The organism is Paenibacillus sp. FSL W7-1287 (assembly GCF_038004245.1).
Lineage (GTDB): Bacteria > Bacillota > Bacilli > Paenibacillales > Paenibacillaceae > Pristimantibacillus > Pristimantibacillus camelliae.
On the sequence record NZ_JBBORD010000001.1, the window covers coordinates 2,850,018 to 2,874,611 of the forward strand.

Consider the following 24,594-nt stretch of genomic DNA (forward strand, 5'->3'; position numbering starts at 1 on the left):
ATGCAATAAGTAATAAAAAAATGGATAGAGGATTCAGATGGCGTTCTGAAAACTCTACCCATTCGTTTTGTTTGATAGGAGCTTGCTACTATTGGCTCCCATTAATAAACACCTCAAGCTTTTCTGACAACGAAGCACCCTCTCTCCATTGCTGCTCCAGCTGTTCATATCGTTTAACCCAATGTAAATCGACAGCAAAATGCTGACTAGCTAATAGCTTCTGCTGCAATATATCTTTTATGAGCAGTTGCATTGAATCATTGCTATAGGAGGCGTAAATTTTACGATGGACAACTGTTCCCTCTGGCTGATAACGATTTAATGTTTCGAGCCATAGCATAGCAGCTTCAGCCTCCTTCGTGCCTGCACTGATCATAAAGCTTTTCCCATTAAGCCAAGGAAGTGGAATTTGCAGCTTGCTGGTTACGTAGTTTGTATCGATTAACTCTCTTTGCTCATAATATTGCTTAAGCGTTACCAGGTATAAAAATGGAATCGAGGATTCATCTATCTCCATAGAGGGCTTCATTAGTTCCACATTTTGTTGTAAAAAATGCAATGCATCATACTGTGTTTCATTGAGCATACCTAGCTGCATAGGCTGGTCCTGATCCTTATACCACATGGATAGCCATACGAGGATGCCATTCATATGTTCCGAATCTATCGACAAAAGAGGCCCCTCAAAAGACTTTGCCTGCTGATAACGGTCTAGCAAATACTCAAAGCTTAAATTCATCATCTCCGATTGATCTTGTTGCTCGTCTTGCTCGGAACTGGGGTTGGTTGGAATCACTCCACCTTTTAATGCCAAGCTTTCATCTAGTACAAAGGGTATCGTTATTTCTGGGGTCAGGTCATTGCTCTCAGCTTCGTCAAATGCCTGTTTATGCATGAAAAGAATATAGGGATTCGTTTCGTAGGGGATGGCCCACATATATCCGTTCCATCTCAAGGCATCAACAACACTTGGAAACTGATCACTAAGCACATCATTATTCATTAAGCGATCTACAGGCTGAAATAGCCCTTGAATCGCAAGTGGGACAACCCACTCGTTATTCACAAGCTGTACGTCACCTAGTCCGCCAAGCTGTGCCAGCTTTTCCCACTCTTCAAAGGTTAAATGATCATCAAAAAAGTTTTTGATCTTTACACGAATATGCGGATGTAATTCGCTAACGCGCTGTGATAAGAGGACAAGCTCGTTATACTGCTCTTCTGGCAGCATAACTCCTAGCTCTAGCTCCACTGTTCGTACGGGCTCAGCATCGGGCACAACGACAACAGCTGGCTCATCTTTATACAATTCAGACACATAGGTCCAATCTAATGCACGCGTTAAAAATAGAAAAGCAACAGCTACTAGCAAAATAGAACCAATTATAAAGGGAATTGTTCTTCTAGTAAACACAGCTCGTCTCCTTTTCATAACGATACATTAAGTATAGCAAGATCTCGTCACTATGTATATCGCTTTCATTGCTTTAGTAACAAAGACTCTTGAGATGAGAGCTATTTTATCGTATAATATCGCGCTCCGTAGATGGTGAGGCTTCGATTGCTGTTGCCCTCTGGTTTCAGCGCTCCGTAGATGGTGAGGTTACAATTGCTGTTGCCCTTTGATTTCAGCGCTCCGTAAATAGTGAGGCTTCGATTGCTGTTGCCCTCTGGTTTCTTGAATACTGATCATTGTAGAAACCAGAGGACAAAGGCAACCGCTTCCGCTTCTACGCTCTCACTATTTACTCCGCTGGAGCTCTTCTTGGGTAGTGCTACGTGGTTAAAACCTCTCCATCTGCCTCCGCTGCGGCGTCTTTGTGGGCATCGCTTTGTGGGATCACCTCCATCTACTGGCTGAGCCTTCGTGGGCTTCGCTTCCGGGTTATTGAATGAACTGGTAGAGTATGGTAATCTTTTATCGTAAACCCATCTATACTTCTGAAAGAAGGTTGATATCATGTTGTTCATATTGTGTTAATAATAGATAGCGGGTTCCGTTTTGCCTTATAGATATTATATATAAGGAGCGGTGCCGCGATGAAATATGTTAGGGGTAATGTCATTTTCCCTGAAAACTTGCTTAAGGAAATCCAAGAATACATTCAAGGTGAATTCGTATATATTCCACAAAAAGATGGAGCACGTAAACTATGGGGTGAAAAGTCGGGTCAACGAGAACAACTGGCCCGCAGAAATAAAGAGATTCGCGAGAAGTTCAAGATTGGCCAGTCCATTGATCGACTCTCGAAAAGTTATCATTTATCCCATGATACAATAAAGAAAATTGTCTATTCAAATAACTGATTTAAGAAGGCTCGGCAGCTCCTCAGCACTGTCGAGCCTTCTTATGTATAGGACTTATATAATTGTTCTGGTTATATCTTTAGGCCAAGATTTTTTCTATACTCCATTCAGAAGGCATTGAGTGGAGGGCGAAATATGGATATAAATGAAATAGTTAATACACATAATCAAGAAGAGAATCAACGAATTAAATTTTCAGGTGTAGTTTTATTTGGAGCAGAAAATGGAACAAAGTTTGAAGGTTGTTATGGGTTTGCCAACCGTAGTGACAAGATCAAGAATTCAATGAGTACAAGATTTGGGATAGCATCTGGTTGCAAAATATTTACTGCAATCTCTATTTGTCAGCTTGTTCAGAACGGACGATTAGAATTTGACACATTAATAAGTGATTTAGATATTAATCTAAATCAACTTGATCCAAGAATCACAGTGCACCATCTACTAACTCACACATCTGGTATTCCTGATTACCACGATGAAGAATCTATGACTGATTATGAAAGTATTTGGGAAACAGTGCCGATGTACAATATAACTTCACCAAAAAATTTCCTACCATTGTTCCACGGAAGACCAATGAAGTTTGAACCCGGAACGCAGTTTTCATACAGCAATGCTGGATTCATTGTACTTGGATTAATTGTTGAAAAAATAACTGGATTAAATTTTAACGATTATGTCGAAGAAAACATATTTCGAGCTTGTGGAATGAATGATTCAGGATACTTTTCGATGAATAAGTTACCTGAACGTACCGCTATTGGCTATGTGGGTAACGATGATCATTGGAAAACCAACATATACTCAATTCCAATTGTAGGAGGACCTGATGGTGGGGCGTATACTACGGCATATGATTTATCCAAATTTTGGAACGCTATAATGAGCAACCAATTATTATCGAAAAGTTTAACTGAGCGTTTATTATCTCCGCACGTTCAAGAAAGTGAATTTATCCATTATGGATATGGAGTATGGATTACAATAATAAACAACAAAATATTCAAATATTTTGTTATGGGTGGAGATCCCGGCGTTGTCATGCAATCCTCGTATTACCCAGCGTTGAAGGCGGAAGCACACATTTTAGCAAATGTCGAAAGAGGAGCAGGTTTAATTGCCTCCCAAATTGATGAAGTGCTTTTCAGCAAGTAAATATAACAAACAGTGTAACAAGAAAACAAGCGCTGAGGATTAAGTTGACCCTCAACGCTTGTTATTGATTGCTTTGTTATGAGAAAAGACAACTTTCTTTTCTAGGATAGCTTATGGACAGCTATTATACACTCTACAACAAATCAGCGGCTAGCTGAGCTAGCTTGGAGCGTTCCCCCTTCTCTAATGCAATATGACCGCTTAAGCTTTCTTGCTTAAAGCGCTCCACGACGTACGTCAGCCCGTTGCTTATGGAATCAAGGTACGGATGATCAATTTGCTCTGGATCGCCTACAAGCACAATTTTACTACCCTCACCTACGCGCGATACGATCGTTTTAATTTCATGGCTCGTTAAGTTCTGTGCCTCATCAATGATAATAAATTGTCCAGGTATCGATCGTCCTCTTATGTAGGTTAATGCCTCGACATGAATACTGCCGAGTCCCATTAGTATTTTATCTATATCGCCAGATTTTTTTGTGTCGAACAAAAATTCTAAATTATCATAGATAGGCTGCATCCACGGTCGGAGCTTTTCCTCTTTTTCTCCAGGCAAGTAACCGATATCTTTTCCCATCGGGACGACCGGCCGTGCAATGAGAAGTTTTTTATACTTGTGCTCATCCTCCACCTTCAAAAGACCCGCTGCAAGAGCTAGTAATGTTTTTCCTGTGCCAGCTTTTCCTGTTAACGTCACGAGAGGAATATCATCGTTCATGAGCAGCTCTAATGCCATTCGTTGCTGAGCATTGCGTGCAGTAATTCCCCATACAGGATCATTACTTAAAAACAGTGGCTCGAGCTTTGTTGCATTATGATTAACCTTGAGCAGAGCAGATTTTGTCGTTCCAAGCTCATCCTTCAATATGACAAATTCGTGAGGATTTAATCGATGCTGTAATCCTAGGCTGTTAATCATTAAATATCGGAACGAATAAAATTCATCAATAATCGCAGGGTGCACATGCAGCGTAAAGTATCCATTATATCGATCATCAGCATGCAGTCCAGGATCACTTATGTAGTCCTTAGCCGCAAGCCCAAGCACGTCTGCTTTTATTCTCATTAAAACATCCTTACTCACTAGCATGACCTGTTTACGCTCGGACTCTGGAAGCTCCTGCTGCTCGACATGATAATTCATTGCTACAGCTATAATGCGATGATCATTCGTGATCTCACCAAATAGCTCTTGCACCTGCGCAAAATTACGGTGATTCAGCTCAACGCGAATGCTCCCTCCACTCGGCAGCTTAATACCGCTATGAAGCTTACCTTCCTCCTTGATTTTATCTAATGAACGAGAAACTGACCTCGCATTTCTTCCGAGCTCATCAGCAAGCCGCTTTTTCGAGTCAATTTCCTCCAATACAATCGCAGGAATGATCACTTCATCCTTTGGATAAGCAAAAATCGCTTGTGGGTCGTGCAACAGCACATTCGTATCAAGAACTACAATTTGGCTCATAGAGCTCCCTCCTCATTCTCGTCAATGCACATAGAATACGGCTGCTATGGTCATACTACAACTGAAATTAGTATGGTGACTACTCGAGGTGAAACATATGAAAAAGGAACTAGTTGTATTAACGATGATGATAACAATGCTTGTTGGCTGTAACTCGAATGCAACCCCACCCTCCAACAACAATAATAACGATCAGACGATGCAAACACAGCAAGTTAAGCCCCAGTCAATATCAGCTAATCAAGATGAAGCCATTGTGCATCTGGAAAAGCTCGCGAAAGGCATTGAAGGTGTAGAGGACGCTCATGTTGTCATTATGGGAAATAATGCAATCGTAGGTATTAATGTTGATCCAAATCTAGAACGCTCACGTGTAGGTACGATTAAATACTCTGTAGCCGAGGCATTTCGGAACGATCCACTAGGTATCAATGCAATCGTTACAGCAGACATCGATCTGCAGGAGCGGATTGCAGAGGTCGGTAAAGATATGCGAGCAGGCAGACCATTTCAAGGGATAGCCGAAGAGCTTGCTGATATTGTTGGACGTATTGTACCGCAAGTCCCAGCGGACCTCATGCCTGCACAAAAGGAACATCAAATCGAAGCTACAGAAAGTAATGGTACGTATCAAACACCTGAGCAGCTAGTCGAGGAACATGAGCAAAACATGAAAGGGAAATAAAAACACAAAAAGCCTAGTCTCTTGTACTAGGCTTTACATGCGAGCTTATGATGCTCCATCCAATTCCAGTTCAATACCATCATAGCTCTGCCTCCTCACATTCTCTCGTGACTGTGGTTGCTTAACTACTTTAGTATATGACGGTACTGGATAACTCATTCTGATATTATCGATTGTAACAATTGCTTAACTTCCGCTAATGAGCTTTCATCTGCTTCAACATATGGACTTTTCCATTTGCCTTGAAGCGTCGTAAACGTAATATCATCAAGGTCAATATTGTAGTAGGTCGTCAGCATTCTTGTTAGCTCTTCACTCGGCATATCGGTATGAACGTCTTCCGTTATTTCATCGATAACCGATCCGATTTTTGTAACGCCGCCTAAAGAAATCATTTTGTTCATAATCGCTTTAATGACAATCGTCTGTCGTGAATTACGTTCAAAGTCGCTGGAAGCATTCGGATTACCTTTTGACTGACGGAAGCGTACAAAGTCTAACGCTTTCTTACCATCAAGTGTTTGCAATCCTGGGTGCAGATCAATATCAGTGCCATCGTGCGAATCTGTCCAGCGCATTCGCATATCTACGTCAACCTCAACGCCACCTAACACATCAACAACATCTTGGAAGCCCTGGAAGTTAGCAGAAACAGCATATTGCAACGGAATATCGTAAAAATCACCGAACAATTGCTTCGCAGCTTCCTTTGCTTTTCTCATCGCTTCTACTTTATCAGCGCCTTCACGCTGAGCAGCTACATAATAGTTCGCATAAAAAGCATTGGCTTTACGCGTTTTCCCATCATAGGTAATCTTTGTGTCACGCGACATTGCAACGACTGCACCTTTTTTAGTGTTTGGATTTAGAGCAGCAACCATCACAACGTCAGTGTTCAATCCGCCCGCTCCGCTGCGTTGATCAATGCCAAGCAGCAGCATCGTTACCGGTTTTTCTTTTACTGATTCATTTACAGGTATAGAGATTTTCGCACCTGATTCATCCTCGTCTACTGCTATACTAATATTTTTAATCGCATCACTGCCCTTAATATATACATAAGTTCCTATTCCTGCTGCAGCTAATAATATAAATATAAGCATAAATAATAATGCCTTTAGAAACGGGCGTTTTTTCTTTGCCTTTTTCTTCGACTTTTTAGTTTGAACACGGCTTGCAATCTGCTGCTCGCCAGTGTGCTGAGGCTTATTTGTAGCCATACCATCACCTTCATTCGTTATTCATTTGTAAAAAAGAATAAGACTTAAGTAAAAAAAGCAGCACCTGTTCACCAACCATAAGGTTAGTAGGTGCTGCTTCACGTGTACACCTTAAAGCATTACTTTGCTGTCGTAGATTTATCTTTCCACTTATCATACAACTGACGAGCTCTAAGCATAACCATCATAACGATGGCAACAGCCATACACTGAATAATTGGCAATCGGTCGATTTGCATAATGAGCAAAATACCCGCACCAATAATCATCGTCAAATACATGAAGATTGCCTTCAACAAAGGTAGCTTGACCCGTTGAGGTCTAAACACGTTTTGAAAAATGTAAAACGTCATCCCAAGAATGAAAAGATATGAAATGAGCGGATGCTCACTTAACCACGCTTGCATTCATATGCCTCCCTCAAGCAATTATGAATTTGCTTGTGCCATTTTACGATGTTTTTCCGCGCGCTCACGCTCACTTTTGTTTAAGATTTTTTTACGTAAGCGAACAGTTTTTGGAGTAATTTCACAATACTCATCATCATTCAAATACTCCAGCGCTTGCTCGAGTGAGAATAGTACCGGAGTTTTTAGCTTAACGGTATCATCCTTACCTGAAGATCGAACGTTAGTAAGCTGCTTTTCTTTACAGATGTTAACGATAATATCGTTATCACGATTATGCTCTCCTACGATCATGCCCTCATAAACCTCAGAGCCTGGCTCTAGGAATAGCAAACCACGATCCTCTACACCTAGCATACCATAGAATGTGCTCACACCGTTTTCACTGCTGACCAGTACACCTTGATGGCGTCCGCCAACAGTTGAAGGAACGTATTCACCGTAGCTGTCAAAGGCATGGTTCATAATGCCGTAGCCTCTTGTCAATGTTAAGAACGCTGTTCGATAACCGATAAGTCCACGTGCAGGAATAATGAACTCAAGACGAACTTGACCAGAGCCATCATTGATCATATTGACCATTTCCGCTTTACGCGTTCCTAATGATTCCATTACTGAGCCCATGCTTTCTTCCGGAATATCAATCAGCAATCTCTCATAAGGCTCGGATTTAACACCATCAATTTCTCTAACGATAACTTCTGGCTTAGATACTTGAAGCTCATAGCCTTCACGACGCATATTTTCAATCAGAATACTAAGATGCAGCTCACCACGACCAGATACGATAAATGCATCCGGAGATTCTGTTTCTTCAACCTTTAGTGCAACATCTGTCTCAAGCTCCTTGAATAAGCGTTCACGAAGCTTACGAGAAGTCACCCATTTTCCTTCACGACCTGCGAATGGAGAGTTGTTAACTAGGAATGTCATTTGCAGTGTAGGCTCGTCAATTTTCAGTACAGGCAATGCTTCTGGGTTTGCAGGATCAGCAATCGTTTCACCGATATTAATTTCTTTAATCCCGGCAATTGCAACGATATCTCCTGCGCCTGCTTCTTGAATTTCTTGACGCTTCAAGCCTTGGAAGCCGAAAAGCTTCTCAATTCTTGCTTGCTTTACAACACCTTCGCGGTTAATAACAGCAATAGGTTGACCTTGCTTAATCACACCACGGTTAACACGGCCAATCGCAATGCGTCCCAAGTACTCATTGTAATCAAGTAAAGTAACTAAAAATTGAAGCGGTAAATCTACACTCTCTTTAGGAGACGGAATATGTTCAATAATTGTTTCATATAACGTCTGCATATTATTATTTTGTTTCTCAGGTTCCGGTTCAAGACTAGACGTCCCCATTAGACCCGATGCATAAACGACTGGGAACTCAAGCTGTTCATCATTCGCTCCTAGCTCGATAAACAGATCAAGCACCTCATCGATAACCTCAGCTGGGCGAGCATTTGGCCGGTCAATTTTATTAACTACTACAATTGGAGTCAGGTCAGATTCCAGCGCTTTACGCAAAACAAATTTTGTTTGCGGCATGCAGCCCTCAAAAGAATCAACGACAAGCAATACACCGTCGACCATTTTCATAATACGCTCTACCTCGCCACCGAAGTCAGCGTGCCCTGGTGTATCAACAATATTAATTAAATAATCCTTGTAATTAATTGCTGTATTTTTTGCAAGGATTGTAATTCCGCGTTCACGTTCAATGTCGCCGGAATCCATAACTCTTTCTTGAACACTTTCGTGTTCTTTAAACGTACCTGATTGCTGTAACAATTTATCAACCAGTGTCGTTTTACCATGGTCTACGTGTGCAATAATAGCGATGTTACGTAAATTTTCTCTTGCCTTCATTTAGATGTGTCCACTCCATTTGTTTAAATTACCAACGCACGCGAGATCCAAACATCATGTACAGCCCGATTAACATACAAATGATTGCTACGACATATATGCCCCAGCCCCAAAGTGCAATTAATAACAAGCAAACCAATGATGCAGCACCAAGCCCTATGGCAGTTGTCTTTATATAACGCTGCTTAGATGAACCGAATAGATAATATTCAAACAATCCAACGGCTACACCAAATATAAACAGCGGCCAAAGATAACGTAAGCTATCCCAACCAAAAATATTACAGAAAATAAAGAGAATAGCATAGACTACCAACATACCCGCTGGAACTAACGTTACTGCTGGGAGCACTCTGCCAAAATAAAGCACATGAATTAATATGCCAGGAATTAGAACCAGTAAAGGCCAAAACATCATTCCTAAAAAGCTGAATAATCCTGCTTTTCCTAACAAAATGACAGCACCAATAATCAGTAAGATAATTCCGGCGGAATATCTATTATTCATTCTGCATTCCGCTCCTTAAGCTTCTTACATTTTTTGATCTTTTTTAGTTTAACGGAATTGTTGTAAAAAAACTAGGCTTTAGACTATGTTTGCACAAAAAAACATATTCCCATTCATAAAATAATGGAAATATGCTTCTAATTATTGCTGTCGCCTTTGCTGACCTAGAGAGTATAAAATATTATGTGTAAATGAATAAATGCAAAAGGAAGACCTTTTCTTGTAGAATTGAGTTACCACACAAAATTCACAGAGAGAGGTCTTCCCTATGAATCATTTTACAACAGATTTAGTCCAAGCTCTAGTTACAAAACAAGATGTGACTGAAATTTTTCGTATTCACCTCGAAAGAGCGATGAATCACTTGTTAACAACCGAGTTAACCGCCTTCCTAGATTACGAAAAGTATGATCGTGCAGGCTTCAATACAGGCAATTCTCGTAACGGCAGCTATACACGTACGCTCCATACGGAATACGGCGATCTGCACCTTCAAATCCCTCGTGATCGTAATGGAGAGTTCAAGCAGCAGACCGTAGCGCCCTACAAGCGATCCAACGACACGTTAGAATCGTTTGTCATTCATATGTTCCAAAAGGGCGTAACCATGACTGAAATCGCTGATCTGATCGAGAAAATGTATGGGCATCATTACACACCACAAACCATATCTAACATGACGCAAGTGATGGTAGAGCATGTTGATGCGTTCCTAAAGCGCCCATTAGCCCAGCGCTATGTCTGTGTCTATTTGGATGCAACCTACATTGCTGTAAAGCGTGAGACTGTTTCGAAAGAAGCCGTTTACCTAGCTGTAGGCATTCGTGAAGACGGTTCTAAGGAGGTGCTTAGCTATGCCATCGCTCCAACTGAGTCTGCCTACGTATGGAAAGAGCTTCTGCAAGACCTTCGAGAAAGAGGCACAGAAGAAGTGCTACTCTTTATTTCTGATGGGTTAAAAGGTATGGTTGATGCCATTTTCGAGGTCTTTCCAAGTGCCAAATACCAAACCTGCTGTGTTCATCTTGCTCGCAATCTTGCTCATAAAGTGCGTGTGTCTGATCGTGCTGAGATCTGTGATGATTTCAAAACAATATACCGCGCAAAGGATGAGCAAGCTGGTCGTGAAGCGCTAGAACGTTTCTGTGATAAGTGGAAAACTGCTTATCCTAAAGCAACGAAAGCTTTAGTGGAGAATCCGTATATCTTCACGTTTTACAGCTTTCCACAGTCGATTTGGAGAAGCATTTACTCTACGAATCTTATTGAATCTTTTAACAAGCAGATCAAGAAATACACGAAACGGAAAGAACAATTTCCTCACGAAGAAGCACTAGAGAAATTTTTAGTTTCACAGTTCGAAGGCTATAACCAACGCTTTGCTACAAGATGTCATATTGGCTTTGACCAAGCTCGTGCAGAACTACAAGCCATGTTCAAAAGCAACACGTAATTCAACTGCTACAAGTAAAGGTTATTTTTATTTACACAAAATTCTTGACGCTACCTGACCTAATGCAGCAAAGATAACAAGAGGAATACATAATATTGGAATGATCGTATAATAGTTGTTTAATTTATGCAAGAGTAAGGCGTGCATTCCTACATCTTTTATAAACATTTCCCCTGCAGCATAGGCCAAGCATGCTGCACCCAAATAGCCGAGAATAACAAACTTCTTAAGCAGAGTGTCCAAAAGCTTACTCCCCCAAATGATCATAGGGATGCTTATTGCAATTCCGAGCATAATAAGTACCAGGTCACCTTTGGCAACGGCCGCAATAGCTAATACATTGTCTAAGCTCATAACAAAATCAGCCGTAAATATCGTCCAGATCGCCCCAGTCATCGTAAGCTGCTTCACAAGCTGTTGCTCTTGCTTGTTGCTTCTCAGATCAACTAAAAGCTTAAATGTGATGAATAACAAAGCGACACCACCTGCTGCTTGAATAAATGGAATGCTTAGCAATGGAAGTGCCAATAACACGAGCAGACAGCGCATAACAACCGCTGCAAGCGTTCCGAGCCATATCGCTTTATTACGCTGTTTCTCTGGCAGCTGACTGCTTACCATAGCGATAATAATGGCATTATCTCCGCTTAATAATAAATTGATAAGTACAATTTGCATAAACACTATAAGGCTGTCCACATCTTTCCCTCCCTGTACTGAGGGTATGATTTTGGTTGTCCAAATATGATTCGATCTAGTAAAATTTCACTTCACGTTTAGCATAAATTGGTGTAAGCTTCTATATGGACATTTTATTAAGGAGGAACCGACAGAATGGATATTACATCCGGAGAATGGTGGTTTGCACTGCTTAACATCATTTTTATCGATCTTGTGCTAGCAGGTGATAACGCCATCGTTATTGCACTGGCAGCGCGTAATTTACCAAAGGATAAACAAAAACAAGCAATTATTTGGGGAACAGTCGGTGCCATCACAATCAGAATATTAGCGACATTACTTGTCGTTAAGCTTTTAGATCTACCATGGCTTCATTTAGCAGGGGGACTTTTGCTCGTATGGATTGCATTTAAGCTGCTCGTTCAAGAGGATGAGCATGACGACATTAAGGCTGGCACCACACTTGGTCAAGCAATACGGACTATCATTATTGCCGATGCGGCCATGGGGCTAGATAATGTCATTGCAGTAGCTGGAGCGGCAAGCGGTCATATGATGCTTGTTGTAATTGGACTTATTATAAGTGTGCCAGTCGTTGTATGGGGAAGTACTTTATTTATTAAGCTTGTGAACAAATATAATTGGATTTTATATATTGGAGGAGCAGTTCTTGCTTATACTGCTGCAAATATGATCTCCAGTGAAAAAGCGAAATATTTTAACCTTAGCGCCTTCTTTGAGGACAAGCCCGTGTTGTATTGGGTGTTTATCGTCGCTGTCATGCTCATCGTTCTTGGCACAGGCTACACGTTAAACAAACGAAAACAGGCGAAATCGTCTCAATCTGCAGCTTAACTAATATAAAGAAGCACCTATCACAGCCATTAGTTGTTCTACAGCATAATGACTGGAATAGGTGCTTTTTTAATGTAATAAAGATTAGCAAGTTAATATTTTACAAGGCCTAGAACCAGTCCTCTTCTTCTTTACTCTCCGGCTTAGCTTGTTCGTTCCAGTTAAGCAGTACGGTTTCTGTACCTTCAACTGCCTGCCGAATAAGCTCGTCATAATTTTCCATGTTGCTTTCTACTCGTTCAACAACACGTAGATTAGGATTTGTACTCGGGGATTTTGGCAAAAATAATGTACAGCAATCCTCAAAAGGTAAAATTGACGTTTCATACGTCTCAATTTTTTTGGCAATTTCAATAATTTCCTGCTTGTCCATAACGATTAATGGCTTAATAAATGGCAACGAAGCGACGCGACCAATGACATTCATACTAGAAAGCGTCTGACTTGCTACCTGCCCCAAGCTCTCACCCGTAACAATTCCGTTAGCTTTAACCTGAGCAGCAAGCTGCTCTGTAATACGAAGCATTGCTCTGCGCATTAATGTAATGGTTAAATTTTCTTGATTGCCTTGTACAATTTTGGTTTGAATATCGGTAAATGGTACGAGATGTAGACGAATCGGTACACCACTATAGTAAGAAAGTCTTCTTGTTAGCGTTTTTACCTTCTCTGTAGCCTGTTCACTAGTAAATGGATAGCTGTGAAAATGCACAGCCTCAAGCTCTAAGCCCTTTCGCAAAGCCAACCATCCAGCGACAGGACTATCAATACCGCCTGATAGAAGAAGCATCGCCTTTCCACTCGTTCCATAAGGGAAGCCGCCAGCAGCAGGAATGCTCTCCCAATACAAATAAGTCGATTCCTCATGAATGTCGATTTTCAGCTTTAATTCTGGATTGTGAACATCAACCTTCAGCTCAGGGTATTTTGGCAGAATATGTCCACCTACAAGGTGATTTACTTCATGAGTGACATGAGGGAATCCCTTCCATCCTCGCTTCACGCTTACCTTAAATGTTTTAGGCATAGACTTTAATGAAGCCATAATATCTAAAGCAGCAGACTGAATTGCCTCTAATTCAGAAGGCACGGAAATAACCGGGCTTACCGATACAATACCGAATAAGTCCTTCAAACGATCAATGACAGGCTCGTGAGGCGTGCCGTTCAATATCACGTATAAGCGTCCATATGTTCTCCAATAGGTGACTTGCTCGAATGGCTTCATCGCTCTCTTGACTGATTTTAGCATTTTATCTTCAAATACTTTACGGTTACGACCTTTCATCGTTAGATCACCGTAACGCAAAACTATGCGGTCGAAATTCACTTCGTATTACCCCTCTCCAGCGGTTTCAATGTTTGTATTATATCCTTCATTGCATCAATTAGCCGATCAACATCGGTGATGGTATGCTCTTGCCCAAAGCTAATTCGAATACCACCAGACGCTTCACTTCTTGTCGCTCCGACAGCAAGTAATACTCGGCTAGGCTTGTCATCCTTAGAGGAGCAGGCTGATCGAGTTGAAGCTAAAATTCCACGCTGCTCTAGCATATGAATAACGACCTCGGGCTTCATGCCTGGATAAGAAAAGTGCACAATAAAAGGAGATTGAGGTGCTCCCCCGTTAAGCTTAAGCTCAGGCAGCTTCCCTATTTGCTCTTTTAAATAAGTAGAAAGCTCTTCTGCTTGCTTTGCAGATTGCTGCTGACTTGTTACAGCTAGTCGAAGCGCCTTAGCGCTTGCCACGATTGCTGCTATATTTTCTGTGCCTGCACGAATGCTATACTCCTGAGAGCCACCAGCCTGCAACGGTGCAAGCTCAAGCCCGTTCCTAATATACAAAAACCCTACTCCGCGAGGTCCTCTTAATTTATGTGCAGAACCACTAAGCAGGTCAATTCCCCAGCCTTCAATATCAATAGGCAGCTTACCTAGGCTTTGTACTGCATCAACATGAAATTGCAGCTTTGGATAGCTTTTCAACAGCTGACCAATTTGAGCGATGGGCTGTATACTTCCAAGCTCATTATTAACATGCATGATGCTCACAAGAATCGTATCCTCGCGTAAAGCCGCTCGAACATCATCTACGGACACATGTCCTGTCGCATCGACTTCAAGCTCAGTGATCTCAAAGCCTTCTTCCTTAAGCTGCTGCATTACCTCATATACAGAGGCATGCTCTATGCTACTTGTAATAATATGCTTGCCACGATTGCTGAACGCACGCGCAACACCCTTTATAGCCAAATTATTCGATTCTGTACCGCCTGAAGTAAAGATCCAGCGGCCCTGCTTCGTGTTCAATAGCTGTGTAGCCTGCTCCCTTGCTTTCTCGATAAGTCGAGCAGCAGCAACACCACCACTGTGTAAGGAGGAGGGATTCGAATAATGCTTTGTCATTACCTCCATCATCGTCCGAACAACATCCTCATGCGGAGGTGTCGAAGCACAATGGTCAAAATAAAGCATAAGCTGTATACCTTCTTCCGTTCAAATTCGATTAACAACCTACAATATACAACAAAAACGGGAGCTACGAAACCCCCACTTCTGTGGAAATATCGTATTCCCGTTTCTAAGTTATGCCAATATAGCCTTGACCTTGCTAATATAGCGCTGAGTCTCTGTTGGCAATAGGTGAAGCTTTTGCTCAAGCTCAGAAGCATTTGAAATCCCTAGACGATCAACACGCCCAGGACCTGCATTATACGCTGCAAGTGCGATCGATTCGTTTCCATTATATTTCTTAAGAAGCATGGCCAAATATTTCGTACCGCCTTCAATATTTTCCAGCGGATCAAAGGAATTAGTCACGCCTAGACCTCTTGCGGTTCCATCCATCAATTGCATTAAACCCTTTGCTCCTGCTGACGACACAGCATTTGGATTAAAGTTGGATTCTGTCTGAATAACCGCTTGAATCAGATCTGCGCTTACTCCATACTTGCTCGCAGCATGCTCGATCAAAGCATCAAAGCTGCTAATCGCAGAGGCTTTAGCTAATGGCGCTGCTGTCTGTGCAGCCGCGGCAGTACCGATATGAACAGCACTTGCTTCGTATTCGCCGAATTTTTGCACATGACTTACTCCACTGGCTTGCAGATACCCCCAAATAACCCGTTCGTTATCATCTTGAGCCGTATCTGCTAGTTTTGGATCCCATACCTTCTGCTCAGACTGCTGCAATAGCTTATCAAATGCTGCATTGTCCTTTGTTTTAGCAACCTTTTTTCCTGTATAGTAATCGAGCTGTGAGGTTTGCTGCTGCTGCATTACAGCTCTAATATCGTTTGCTTCCACTAATATACCTCCATAATATAGTCTTCACTTCTAGAGGAGTTCAAGCGTTATTCAATATGAATAGACACTGTACATTATGTAATATATCGACCATTACATATAAAAAATGAATACTCATTATACATAATTATAACATACGTATAGTGGATCGCACGCACTTGGAATTTACAGTAAAATTTAACCAGTCAAATCTAGAAAACGAAGCTTTTGAACGAAAACTATAGGGTTTTAGGGCAAAATAGCGCCTTTAGCTTCTTCTAATCACCATTTGATGCTTTTTATAACGTAATATAAACCGTTTCACAAGCTTTCTCAGGTTGATAGATAACTCATATTTTCGATATAGTATAATATAAGCACCAAAATATATATAAAAAGGATAGTGAAAATTACAAATGGACATAGGTCTGAAGTTGTTCATGATTGCTTTACTAATTTTTTTGACTGGGTTTTTCGTCGCAGCGGAGTTCGCCATCGTAAGAATTCGTTCTAGTCGAATTGATCAACTTGTGCTAGAAGGAAAGAAGGGTGTCGCATCAGTTCAAAAAATTACAAGTAATCTGGATGCTTACTTATCTGCATGTCAGTTAGGTATCACTTGCACCGCTTTAGGTCTGGGCTTTTTAGGTGAACCAACAGTGAAAGCCATTCTCTCACCAGTATTTCATAACATGGGTATGCCTGATTCACTTAGTCATCCATTATCGATCGGGATTGCATTTATCATCATTACATTTCTTCATGTTGTTGTTGGTGAGTTAGCTCCAAAAACGTGGGCAATACAGAAAGCAGAGCAAATTTCATTCCTAATAGCAAAGCCGCTTATATGGTTCTATAAGCTGTTGTATCCTTTTATCTGGACATTGAATGGATCAGCAAACGGACTTGTCAGACTATTCGGACTTCAGCCAGTCAAGGAGCATGAGGATGCTCACTCAGAGGAAGAAATTCAAATTATTTTGAATGAGAGCTTTCAAAGCGGTAAAATCAATAATACCGAGTATGGGTATGTGAGCCGAATTTTCGCATTTGATGAGCTGTTAGCTAAAGAAATTATGGTGCCACGTACGGATATGATTTGTCTATATACAAATAATTCGATTGAGAAGAATTTGGACATCATTCGCCGTGAGCAATACACTCGCTTTCCTGTTGCAATGGAAAGCAAGGACAATATTGTAGGTATGATTAATACGAAGCAGCTATTTTTAGAGTATACGAAAGGGAATAGCTTCGATATTAAATCGCTTATTCATCCTGTATTAAGCGTATCTGAGGTTACACCAGTTAAAACGTTGTTGAAGCGCATGCAGCAGGAGCGCGTTCATATCGCTATACTAGTCGATGAATATGGTGGAACTTCGGGATTAATTACAATTGAAGATATTATTGAAGAAATCGTCGGTGAAATTCGAGACGAATTCGATGCTGATGAACGTAAGGAAATCGAGCTGCTTGATGAAAACTGCTACCTTCTTGATGGTAAGGTTTTGCTCGATGAGATTAAAGAAATGACTGGAGTTTCCTTCGAGGAAGAAGAGGTTGAAACCATCGGGGGATGGGTGTATAGCAACCTTCAAGAACCAAAAGCGAATAAAACGCTAGAATATGAACACTTAACCTTTATCGTACGCGAAACAAGTAAAAACAGAATTCGTAAAATAGAAATGCAAATTAATGAGCGTGTTGAAGTAACAAACGAAGAAACAGCTTAATAACTATACAGACAACAGACTATGCCTGATCTCATGTGATCAGCATAGTCTTTTTTAATGCTCACTGATAGTGAATTTTCGGAAAATTTAATCTTTGAATAGAGGGGTTGATTATTTTATTTATTTATGTGATAATACTTTTTGTGTTCGACACGTGCCGCTTTAGCTCAATTGGTAGAGCAACTGACTTGTAATCAGTAGGTTGGGGGTTCAAGTCCTCTAGGCGGCACCATTGTAACACAATCCGATTCAACTTTATACCGAGCCGCTTTAGCTCAATTGGTAGAGCAACTGACTTGTAATCAGTAGGTTGGGGGTTCAAGTCCTCTAGGCGGCACCACTTTTAACATTGCTTCTTCTGCCGTCGGCGAGGAAGTTTTTTTGTTTAGTGAGTTTTTGTTTAGTGATATTAAATCTAGTTAAAAAAGTACCGTTTTCAGCACCAAGAAGTTTGGATAAAGCTAGGGGCTGAGGAGCGCAGCGTACGTAATATGTACGTGAGCACTGGAAGACCCGGCTGAATTCAAAATTCGATGTCGATTATGCGTTCAGTACTACATCGTGATCAAAGCGGGACTTTTATTAACTTCCGCTAAAATAAAATAACTGCTGCAGGTAGCAGCAGTTACTGTATCTCGTTCTTATCAGATTCATCCCATTTTTTTGAATAAGCCTTTTTTGTGACCCATAACGTGACCCAAGTAACGAGGGCAATAATTACAATGCTAAAAACCCATGCCGACGTTGGTATATCAGACATTTCTCCCCCTCCTTTCTTGTTTATAGTCAGTGTACACGAAAACGCTGTGTAAAATAAATTGAATTTTGAACATTTAATGAACGAAGGAGATTGTTTATGGAATTTCGCCTTGATTTATTAGAAACAAAAGTTGAATTCTACGAAGCCTTTTCATTAAAAGAGCTGGAAGCAAAGATCACCGAGCAGATTGATAACAATAAAGCACTGATGCTCGAGCCTGCAGCCATTCAGCATCAAGCGGTATTTCATCCACTTTTTGAAAAGATGCTGTATACTGCACATGTGCATTATAAGCTGCGTCAGAATCGTTAATTATCTTTATGACTAAAACTTAAAAAGCGCGCCGATTAGTCATCGTTAGTATGACCAATCAGTGCGCTTTTTACTGTTCCTCTAGCTAGATTCAGCCTAAAGTAATGTGATTTCCTTGCTCCACTTCACTTCATCGCCTTGCTCATTACTGAACGTAAAGGTAACCTCTCCTTTTTCTCCAGCTAAAGAGCTGTCATAGAAAAAGCCCATAAATTGTCCATTGCCACTAATGTAGAAGCCATCCTCTCCATCCGCACCATGCTGAATCGCTTCCTGTAAGCTATTCTCGACGTGATGATTAGCCGAGCTCCACTCCATCGTCGTCAAGGCATAGCCTTCAGGGCGTTTCTTAACAACAAAATCAAAGCTACCCTTCTCACCCTCAATCGGTTTTTCCGTCTGATCAATAATAATAAGCAGCTCCTCATTGCTAACGTCATCATGCTGTTCTAGTGCTGTAGGTGTTGGTGTTGGTTCCGAGCTAATTTTATTTGCTCCGTTATTAGCATTGCCGCATCCGCCAAGCACGAATGCTAGTACAGTTATTCCAATGAATACTTTAGTTTTTATCATCATCTTCTACACGTCCTTCTTTTAGTGTGAAATAAAATGCTACGCCATCTAACTGATTCACTGCACCAAACTCACTATGATGCAGAAGTAATATATGTTTGACGATTGTAAGACCTAGCCCAGTTCCTCCTGATCGTCGATCTCGTGCTTGCTCTACTCTGTAAAACTTATCCCATATCCGCTGCAGATTCGACTTTGAAATAGGCTGTCCTTCATTATAAATGGTTACTTTAACCCTTCCGGCATCGATAGGTTTAACGGTAATGGTTATTGTTGAACCTGAATCAGCATGACGAGCTGCGTTGCTTAGTAAATTGACAATTACTTGCTTCAACCGTTTATAATCACCTACAACATATGGCTCGGTTAGCATTGACGTTTCAATATTGGCCTTTAATGCTTTATTCGCTAGATGAATCGCTAAGGCTTGCACTTCAGCTTGCAACAGCTCTACAAGATTAATATTGGCTAACTTGAGCTTGATCGCATTGCCTTCATATTTGGATAGCTCCAATAAATCCATAATTAATTCATTCATCACATCGGTCTCGCGTACGATATGAGCAAGATATGCATCCTGCTTATGTGCTGCAATCCCATCTTGCAAGCCCTCAGCGTATCCTTTCACTACCGAAAGCGGAGTTTTTAACTCATGAGCAATATTTGCAACAAGCTCCTTACGCAGCTCCTCCTGCTGTATCTTATGATCGATTTCAACTTGGAGCTGTTCATTTCTTAGCTTAACTTCTTCAAGCGCTCGCTCCAAATTATGTGATAATGTGACAAGGTGACTCGAAAGCTCACCATACTCATCACGTGATTGAACAGGTGGTGTTCCAGAGAACTGCAGCTGTGCTAATTGAGCTGCAAAACCATTAATTTTAACTAAAGGTCTTGCAATATAACGTGAATACATTACTGCTAGTATAATAACGATCACGACAATGAAAGGAAACAGCACCATCACATACTTACGCAGCATCGCAATGGCTTCGTTGACTGGTTGAAGCGATTCCATCATCACAATACTTGTATTGGACGCCTCTAGTTTGCCTAATGTAGCAATATAGGTGACACCACTCCATGAATCTATCCATTCCGTAGTCACATATGGCTTCGGATTGCTGGTAGCAGCAGGTTCACTTGTGTTCCAATCTTGGATCATATCTGTAATAAGCAAATCCTGATACAGCGGGTTGTACGAGCGCTGCTCTGGCAATAGTAGTCTACTAATTGTTCCACTCACACGTACTAAGCCAGGCTCAGGCTGTGAGGCTTCAGGATTAAAATTAATAGGATGCATAACGGTATCGTGCTGATCCATAAAAATCCCGTCAACCACCAATGTTTGCCCTTGAGAGATACCGCTCGGTAACTCACCGTATCGCATACCCTCTTCATTGATCATCACCTTAATGATTTGCGTACCACTCTGCAAATGAATGAAGTAAACATCCAACGGCCTTACACTGAGATCTTCATTAAGTAGTGCAATACTAGCGTCGTATTCATTCATCGCCCTTCCAATCGTATAAGCAATCTCCTGTTCATTAGACTGCAGAGCTTCTACTTCATCTATCAGCTTCACTATCGCTGTCTCTTGCTCGTGCTGCTTAACTGATTTGTAGAATCGTTCAAAAAACAAGCTTTCTAACATAAGGACTATCGTAAGTAAACCAATAATAATGAACGAAGTAATAATAAAGAGCTTACGTACTACTGAATGACGTTTCATAACGACGAATCAAATTTATAGCCTGCACGAATGACGGTTTTGATGAAGCGTCCTTCGGTTCCTAATTTGGCTCTAAGTTTTTTAATATGGGTGTCAACCGTTCGCTCATCACCTTCATAGTCCATACCCCATATCGCAATTAGCAGCCGCTCTCGGCTTAGCACCTTAAGTTGATGTCTTATGAAATAGAGGAGCAGCTCATATTCCTTCGGAGACAAATGCACCTCTTCTCTATTGACCTTCACTTGGTGTGATCGAGGCCTAATCGATAGCTGTCCAAAGGTTAGCTGATCATCATCAGAACCAATCATTCCTTCTGCTCTTTTTATTAATGCATTTGCTCTGGCAACTAACACCTTGGGACTTAACGGCTTCGTGACATATTCATCAGCACCTAGCTCGTAGCCATAGACCTGATCATCATCAGCTACTCTTGCTGTTATCATAATGATTGGCACATCAGAATGCTTTCTTATATGACGACACACTGAAAAGCCATCAAGCAGCGGCATCATTATATCAAGAATGACAAGATCAAATACTTGCTCATCAAACCTCTCTATCGCAATAACTCCATGTTCAGCCTCCACAACAGACCATTGCTCGGCAATAAAATAATCACTAATAATTTCCCTTAAATGCACATCATCCTCTACAAGTAGCAGTGTGCGTTTCATCCTTCTCACCCCAGACCTCTCACGTATCGTTCGTTATTATTGTGTTCCTGTTACAAGATCATTATAAAAAAAAGATGTGTACGCTATGTGTACACTAGAATGATACCTGTAGTTAAGACACTTGAAAAAGAGTGTGCGAACTACAGGTTTTTTTATATACTAGAAATTAAGATTAGAGGACGAGGACTAGAGGCTACTATGAGTAAACTATTATTTTCACCCAAAGATGTACAGCTACTTCAAAAGAATCCAAATGTACAACAAGTTAGTGAACGTACCATTACGTATACAGATGCATTCAAAAGTAAGTTTATCGATGAATACTTAACCGGGAAAACACCAAGACAAATCTTCAAGGAATACGGATTTGATGAAAAAATGATTGGTATCAAACGAATTGAACAATCTTCATCACGTTGGCGAAAAGCGTATGAAAAGAATGGTTTAATCGGGTTAACGGATACACGAAAGTCTGGATCAGGTAGACCATTAAAGCGTGAATTAACAATGGCTGAAATAATGGAAAGACAGGCTGCACGTATTCAGCTATTGGAAGGGCAGATAGAGCTGCTAAAAAAGCTCGAAGCGACAGAAAGGAGGCTACTAAACGAAGGCCAAAAAATAAGCACAAATAAGATTTTTCAATTACTTTCAGACACACTCACTACGTTTCCATTTGAACGCATGGTAACCTATTTTTGCGAACTATTAAATGTTTCTCGTTCAGGCTATTACAGCTTCTTAAAAGCGCGAGATACGCGAGTAATTAAGGAACAGAAGGATTTAGAAGCACGAGATTTGATTTTAAGAGCCTTTAATCGGCGTGGTTATAAAAAGGGCTCACGTTCAATCAAGATGACGCTTGAACAGGATTACAAGTGTGTTATGAGCCGTAAAAAGATCCAACGCATCATGCAGAAGTACGGGATTGTCTGTCCTCACCGCAGACCAAATCCTTATAAACAAATAGCAAGAGCAACGAAAGAACATCGTGTTGTGTCAAATAAATTAAACCGAGAGTTTAAACAAGGTGTCCCTGGGAAAGTACTTTTAACGGATATCACCTATTTGCCGTATAACGGAAAGTGTATGGCTTATTTGTCGACCATAAAAGATGGCTCTACCAACGAAATATTAGCTTATCATGTCTCGGACCGAATCACATTAGACATTGCAACAAAAACGATTGAAAGGTTAGTACGCAATAAGAAAGTCAAACTCCACCCAAAGGCTTTTATTCATTCAGATCAAGGATTTCATTATACAAGCCCGAAATATCAAAAACTACTAAAGAAACACAATTTAGATCAATCGATGTCACGCCGAGGAAACTGTTGGGACAATGCGCCTCAGGAATCATTTTTCGGTCATTTTAAAGATGAAGTGAACTTTGAATCTGTCCAAACTCTGGATGAACTTAAAGCGAAAATCGATCATTACATCGTCTATTACAACAATTATCGTTACCAATGGAATTTAAAAAGGATGGCTCCTGTACAATACAGAAACCATCTCTTAGTTGCGTAATCTCTTTTTTTTACTGTGTCCTTGACATAGGTACCACTTTACACATCTCCTCATATTAGTTTTGTTCAAGCTTAACAAGACTGTAGTTTTTCTTACCCTTGCGAATAATAATAAACTTCCCACCGATTGCAAGATCAGCTGTAACTGCAAAATCAAGCTCTGTAACTTTATCACCATTCAGCATGATCGCACCCTTAGTGATGTCTTCACGTGCTTGGCGCTTAGACGGTTCGATACCGAGCTCAACAAGCCAATCGACAAGATTACTTTCTTCACGGCTTGCCGTAAAAGTCGGCATTTCTTTAAAGCCCTGCTCAATCTCATCAGCGGTTAGGGATTTGATATCTCCACTGAACAATGCGGCAGTAATGCGCTTCGCTTGCTCAAGCATCTCCTCACCATGGACAAATCGAGTCATCTCTTCAGCAAGTGCTTTTTGAGCTTCGCGTTTATGCGGCTCTGTAGCTACCTTCTCAGCTAAAGCATCGATTTCCTCTTTGCCTAGGAAGGTGAAGTATTTCAAGTATTTAATAACATCACGATCATCTGTATTTGCCCAGAACTGGTAAAATTCAAATGGTGTCGTTTTATTTGGATCAAGCCAGATTGCACCGCCAGCTGTTTTACCAAATTTCGTTCCATCGGATTTCAGCATTAGTGGAATCGTTAAGCCAAATGCTTTAGTCTCTGTATCTGCACCTTCTTTTTTACGAATCAGATCTAGACCAGCGGTAATATTCCCCCATTGATCAGAGCCACCGATTTGCAGCTGAACATCTTCATGCTGGTATAGATGCAAAAAGTCTAACGACTGAAGAATTTGGTACGAAAATTCAGTAAAGGAAATACCGCTTTCGAGCCTGCTGGATACAACGTCTTTGGCAAGCATCGTGTTGATGCTAAAGTTTTTACCGTAATCACGTAAAAACTCGATAACATTAATCTTCGAAATCCAATCGTAGTTATTCACGAGTCGAACCTGATTGTCTCCCTCAGTTACGAACAGCTTTTTCATTTGCTCCGTTAAAGCTTTAACATTTTGCTCAATTTGCTCGAGTGACTGTAAGGAACGCTCAGAAGCACGACCGCTTGGATCACCTATCGTTCCGGTTGCTCCGCCAATTAATATAACGGGACGGTGTCCTGCAAGCTGGAATCTTTTCAGCATCATAAATGGAATCAAGTGACCGATATGCATGCTGTCGCCCGTTGGGTCAACACCGCAGTATAAAGAAATTGATTTCTCGCTAGTTAGCTTACGTAACCCTTCCGCGTCTGTTTGCTGGTTAATCGCTTCGCGCCATTCTAATTCATCGATAATGTTCATTCTTACCACTCCTCTTTCTTTTTATTGCAATAAAAAAGCCCCTTC

At 41.0% G+C, this 24,594-nt stretch carries 23 protein-coding genes and 2 tRNA genes; 10 read left to right on the forward strand and 15 right to left on the reverse strand.

The window, feature by feature from the left end; genetic code table 11:
• Window positions 1-88 precede the first annotated feature (88 nt).
• Entirely contained in the window at window positions 89-1,414 is a 1,326-nt protein-coding gene (locus tag NSQ99_RS13025) for a hypothetical protein (protein WP_340837069.1), read from the reverse strand.
• Between the two features lie 626 nt (window positions 1,415-2,040).
• Between NSQ99_RS13025 and NSQ99_RS13030 the strand changes: the two genes are divergently transcribed.
• Together NSQ99_RS13030 and NSQ99_RS13035 are read left to right on the forward strand one after the other, a co-directional pair.
• Window positions 2,041-2,307, forward strand: coding sequence for a CD3324 family protein (locus NSQ99_RS13030; RefSeq protein WP_340837071.1), 267 nt, complete (start codon window positions 2,041-2,043; stop codon window positions 2,305-2,307).
• A 135-nt stretch (window positions 2,308-2,442) separates the two neighbouring features.
• Window positions 2,443-3,465, forward strand: a complete 1,023-nt coding sequence (locus tag NSQ99_RS13035) for a serine hydrolase domain-containing protein (RefSeq protein WP_340837073.1) — start codon at window positions 2,443-2,445, stop codon at window positions 3,463-3,465.
• A 133-nt stretch (window positions 3,466-3,598) separates the two neighbouring features.
• Here the strand turns inward: NSQ99_RS13035 and NSQ99_RS13040 are convergent, their stop codons facing one another.
• Entirely contained in the window at window positions 3,599-4,936 is a 1,338-nt protein-coding gene (locus NSQ99_RS13040; RefSeq protein WP_340837075.1) for a PhoH family protein, read from the reverse strand.
• A 97-nt stretch (window positions 4,937-5,033) separates the two neighbouring features.
• Here NSQ99_RS13040 and NSQ99_RS13045 point away from each other — a divergent pair, with 97 nt between their 5' ends.
• Window positions 5,034-5,621, forward strand: a complete 588-nt coding sequence (locus tag NSQ99_RS13045) for a YhcN/YlaJ family sporulation lipoprotein (RefSeq protein ID WP_251665694.1) — start codon at window positions 5,034-5,036, stop codon at window positions 5,619-5,621.
• 155 nt (window positions 5,622-5,776) lie between these two features.
• Here NSQ99_RS13045 and NSQ99_RS13050 read toward each other — a convergent pair whose 3' ends face one another.
• From NSQ99_RS13050 to NSQ99_RS13065, 4 genes are all read right to left on the reverse strand, one after another.
• Window positions 5,777-6,841, reverse strand: coding sequence for an LCP family protein (locus NSQ99_RS13050; RefSeq protein ID WP_340837077.1), 1,065 nt, complete (start codon window positions 6,839-6,841; stop codon window positions 5,777-5,779).
• Between the two features lie 119 nt (window positions 6,842-6,960).
• Window positions 6,961-7,248 (reverse strand): YlaH-like family protein, encoded by a 288-nt coding sequence (locus NSQ99_RS13055; protein WP_251665696.1) that lies wholly within the window; start codon window positions 7,246-7,248, stop codon window positions 6,961-6,963.
• 21 nt (window positions 7,249-7,269) lie between these two features.
• The gene (typA, locus tag NSQ99_RS13060) at window positions 7,270-9,117 is read right to left on the reverse strand and encodes a translational GTPase TypA (protein ID WP_251665697.1); all 1,848 of its coding nucleotides are present in this window, start codon (window positions 9,115-9,117) and stop codon (window positions 7,270-7,272) included.
• A gap of 28 nt (window positions 9,118-9,145) precedes the next feature.
• Window positions 9,146-9,625, reverse strand: coding sequence for a hypothetical protein (locus NSQ99_RS13065; RefSeq protein WP_251665698.1), 480 nt, complete (start codon window positions 9,623-9,625; stop codon window positions 9,146-9,148).
• 268 nt (window positions 9,626-9,893) lie between these two features.
• On the opposite strand from NSQ99_RS13065, the gene NSQ99_RS13070 reads away from it, so the two are divergent.
• Window positions 9,894-11,078, forward strand: a complete 1,185-nt coding sequence (locus NSQ99_RS13070; protein WP_210178541.1) for an IS256 family transposase — start codon at window positions 9,894-9,896, stop codon at window positions 11,076-11,078.
• 27 nt (window positions 11,079-11,105) lie between these two features.
• Here NSQ99_RS13070 and NSQ99_RS13075 read toward each other — a convergent pair whose 3' ends face one another.
• Window positions 11,106-11,777, reverse strand: coding sequence for a TerC family protein (locus tag NSQ99_RS13075; RefSeq protein WP_340837079.1), 672 nt, complete (start codon window positions 11,775-11,777; stop codon window positions 11,106-11,108).
• A 135-nt stretch (window positions 11,778-11,912) separates the two neighbouring features.
• Here NSQ99_RS13075 and NSQ99_RS13080 point away from each other — a divergent pair, with 135 nt between their 5' ends.
• Window positions 11,913-12,614 (forward strand): TerC family protein, encoded by a 702-nt coding sequence (locus NSQ99_RS13080; RefSeq protein WP_251665700.1) that lies wholly within the window; start codon window positions 11,913-11,915, stop codon window positions 12,612-12,614.
• Between the two features lie 109 nt (window positions 12,615-12,723).
• Here the strand turns inward: NSQ99_RS13080 and thiI are convergent, their stop codons facing one another.
• The 3 genes from thiI to NSQ99_RS13095 form a co-directional block, all read right to left on the reverse strand.
• The gene (gene thiI / locus NSQ99_RS13085) at window positions 12,724-13,944 is read right to left on the reverse strand and encodes a tRNA uracil 4-sulfurtransferase ThiI (protein ID WP_251665701.1); all 1,221 of its coding nucleotides are present in this window, start codon (window positions 13,942-13,944) and stop codon (window positions 12,724-12,726) included.
• Entirely contained in the window at window positions 13,941-15,092 is a 1,152-nt protein-coding gene (locus tag NSQ99_RS13090; protein ID WP_251665702.1) for a cysteine desulfurase family protein, read from the reverse strand. The genes thiI and NSQ99_RS13090 overlap by 4 nt, the downstream gene beginning before the upstream one ends.
• Before the next feature lie 111 nt (window positions 15,093-15,203).
• Complete coding sequence (locus tag NSQ99_RS13095; RefSeq protein WP_340837083.1) at window positions 15,204-15,923, reverse strand: lytic transglycosylase domain-containing protein; 720 nt, start codon at window positions 15,921-15,923, stop codon at window positions 15,204-15,206.
• Between the two features lie 419 nt (window positions 15,924-16,342).
• Here NSQ99_RS13095 and NSQ99_RS13100 point away from each other — a divergent pair, with 419 nt between their 5' ends.
• The 3 genes from NSQ99_RS13100 (at window position 16,343) to NSQ99_RS13110 (ending at window position 17,978) form a co-directional block, all read left to right on the forward strand.
• Window positions 16,343-17,638, forward strand: coding sequence for a hemolysin family protein (locus NSQ99_RS13100; RefSeq protein ID WP_340837085.1), 1,296 nt, complete (start codon window positions 16,343-16,345; stop codon window positions 17,636-17,638).
• Between the two features lie 156 nt (window positions 17,639-17,794).
• A tRNA-Thr gene (locus NSQ99_RS13105) sits at window positions 17,795-17,870 on the forward strand.
• Window positions 17,871-17,902: 32 nt separating this feature from the next.
• Window positions 17,903-17,978, forward strand: a tRNA-Thr gene (locus tag NSQ99_RS13110).
• 285 nt (window positions 17,979-18,263) lie between these two features.
• On the opposite strand, the gene NSQ99_RS13115 is transcribed toward NSQ99_RS13110, so the two are convergent.
• On the reverse strand, window positions 18,264-18,398 hold the full coding sequence (locus tag NSQ99_RS13115) for a hypothetical protein (protein WP_285855558.1): 135 nt from the start codon (window positions 18,396-18,398) through the stop codon (window positions 18,264-18,266).
• Window positions 18,399-18,494: 96 nt separating this feature from the next.
• Between NSQ99_RS13115 and NSQ99_RS13120 the strand changes: the two genes are divergently transcribed.
• Window positions 18,495-18,710 (forward strand): DUF2536 family protein, encoded by a 216-nt coding sequence (locus tag NSQ99_RS13120; RefSeq protein WP_251665704.1) that lies wholly within the window; start codon window positions 18,495-18,497, stop codon window positions 18,708-18,710.
• 96 nt (window positions 18,711-18,806) lie between these two features.
• On the opposite strand, the gene NSQ99_RS13125 is transcribed toward NSQ99_RS13120, so the two are convergent.
• From NSQ99_RS13125 to NSQ99_RS13135, 3 genes are read right to left on the reverse strand one after another with little or no spacing between them, the layout of a single operon-like run.
• On the reverse strand, window positions 18,807-19,286 hold the full coding sequence (locus NSQ99_RS13125; protein WP_251665705.1) for a hypothetical protein: 480 nt from the start codon (window positions 19,284-19,286) through the stop codon (window positions 18,807-18,809).
• A complete protein-coding gene (locus NSQ99_RS13130; protein WP_251665706.1) occupies window positions 19,270-21,018 on the reverse strand; it encodes a sensor histidine kinase in 1,749 nt (582 codons plus the stop codon). The genes NSQ99_RS13125 and NSQ99_RS13130 overlap by 17 nt, the downstream gene beginning before the upstream one ends.
• Window positions 21,015-21,695, reverse strand: coding sequence for a response regulator transcription factor (locus tag NSQ99_RS13135; RefSeq protein WP_340837089.1), 681 nt, complete (start codon window positions 21,693-21,695; stop codon window positions 21,015-21,017). Before NSQ99_RS13135 ends, NSQ99_RS13130 begins: the two co-directional genes overlap by 4 nt.
• Window positions 21,696-21,893: 198 nt before the next feature.
• Here NSQ99_RS13135 and NSQ99_RS13140 point away from each other — a divergent pair, with 198 nt between their 5' ends.
• Window positions 21,894-23,222, forward strand: a complete 1,329-nt coding sequence (locus NSQ99_RS13140) for an IS3 family transposase (RefSeq protein ID WP_340834771.1) — start codon at window positions 21,894-21,896, stop codon at window positions 23,220-23,222.
• Window positions 23,223-23,277: 55 nt separating this feature from the next.
• Here the strand turns inward: NSQ99_RS13140 and tyrS are convergent, their stop codons facing one another.
• Window positions 23,278-24,549: a tyrosine--tRNA ligase gene (tyrS, locus tag NSQ99_RS13145; RefSeq protein WP_340837091.1), complete on the reverse strand. Its 1,272-nt coding sequence runs from the start codon at window positions 24,547-24,549 to the stop codon at window positions 23,278-23,280.
• Between the last annotated feature and the right edge of the window lie 45 nt (window positions 24,550-24,594).

Coding starts and splice junctions, on each gene's coding strand:
- NSQ99_RS13070 (WP_210178541.1), top strand. CDS start 9,894: ATGAATCATTTTACAACAGATTTAGTCCAAGCTCTAGTTACAAAACAA.
- NSQ99_RS13140 (WP_340834771.1), top strand. CDS start 21,894: ATGAGTAAACTATTATTTTCACCCAAAGATGTACAGCTACTTCAAAAG.
- NSQ99_RS13055 (WP_251665696.1), bottom strand. CDS start 7,248: ATGCAAGCGTGGTTAAGTGAGCATCCGCTCATTTCATATCTTTTCATT.
- NSQ99_RS13065 (WP_251665698.1), bottom strand. CDS start 9,625: ATGAATAATAGATATTCCGCCGGAATTATCTTACTGATTATTGGTGCT.
- NSQ99_RS13050 (WP_340837077.1), bottom strand. CDS start 6,841: ATGGCTACAAATAAGCCTCAGCACACTGGCGAGCAGCAGATTGCAAGC.
- NSQ99_RS13045 (WP_251665694.1), top strand. CDS start 5,034: ATGAAAAAGGAACTAGTTGTATTAACGATGATGATAACAATGCTTGTT.
- NSQ99_RS13100 (WP_340837085.1), top strand. CDS start 16,343: ATGATTGCTTTACTAATTTTTTTGACTGGGTTTTTCGTCGCAGCGGAG.
- NSQ99_RS13130 (WP_251665706.1), bottom strand. CDS start 21,018: ATGAAACGTCATTCAGTAGTACGTAAGCTCTTTATTATTACTTCGTTC.
- NSQ99_RS13090 (WP_251665702.1), bottom strand. CDS start 15,092: ATGCTTTATTTTGACCATTGTGCTTCGACACCTCCGCATGAGGATGTT.
- typA (WP_251665697.1), bottom strand. CDS start 9,117: ATGAAGGCAAGAGAAAATTTACGTAACATCGCTATTATTGCACACGTA.
- NSQ99_RS13035 (WP_340837073.1), top strand. CDS start 2,443: ATGGATATAAATGAAATAGTTAATACACATAATCAAGAAGAGAATCAA.
- NSQ99_RS13135 (WP_340837089.1), bottom strand. CDS start 21,695: ATGAAACGCACACTGCTACTTGTAGAGGATGATGTGCATTTAAGGGAA.
- NSQ99_RS13030 (WP_340837071.1), top strand. CDS start 2,041: ATGAAATATGTTAGGGGTAATGTCATTTTCCCTGAAAACTTGCTTAAG.
- tyrS (WP_340837091.1), bottom strand. CDS start 24,549: ATGAACATTATCGATGAATTAGAATGGCGCGAAGCGATTAACCAGCAA.
- NSQ99_RS13125 (WP_251665705.1), bottom strand. CDS start 19,286: ATGATGATAAAAACTAAAGTATTCATTGGAATAACTGTACTAGCATTC.
- NSQ99_RS13080 (WP_251665700.1), top strand. CDS start 11,913: ATGGATATTACATCCGGAGAATGGTGGTTTGCACTGCTTAACATCATT.
- NSQ99_RS13115 (WP_285855558.1), bottom strand. CDS start 18,398: ATGTCTGATATACCAACGTCGGCATGGGTTTTTAGCATTGTAATTATT.
- NSQ99_RS13040 (WP_340837075.1), bottom strand. CDS start 4,936: ATGAGCCAAATTGTAGTTCTTGATACGAATGTGCTGTTGCACGACCCA.
- NSQ99_RS13120 (WP_251665704.1), top strand. CDS start 18,495: ATGGAATTTCGCCTTGATTTATTAGAAACAAAAGTTGAATTCTACGAA.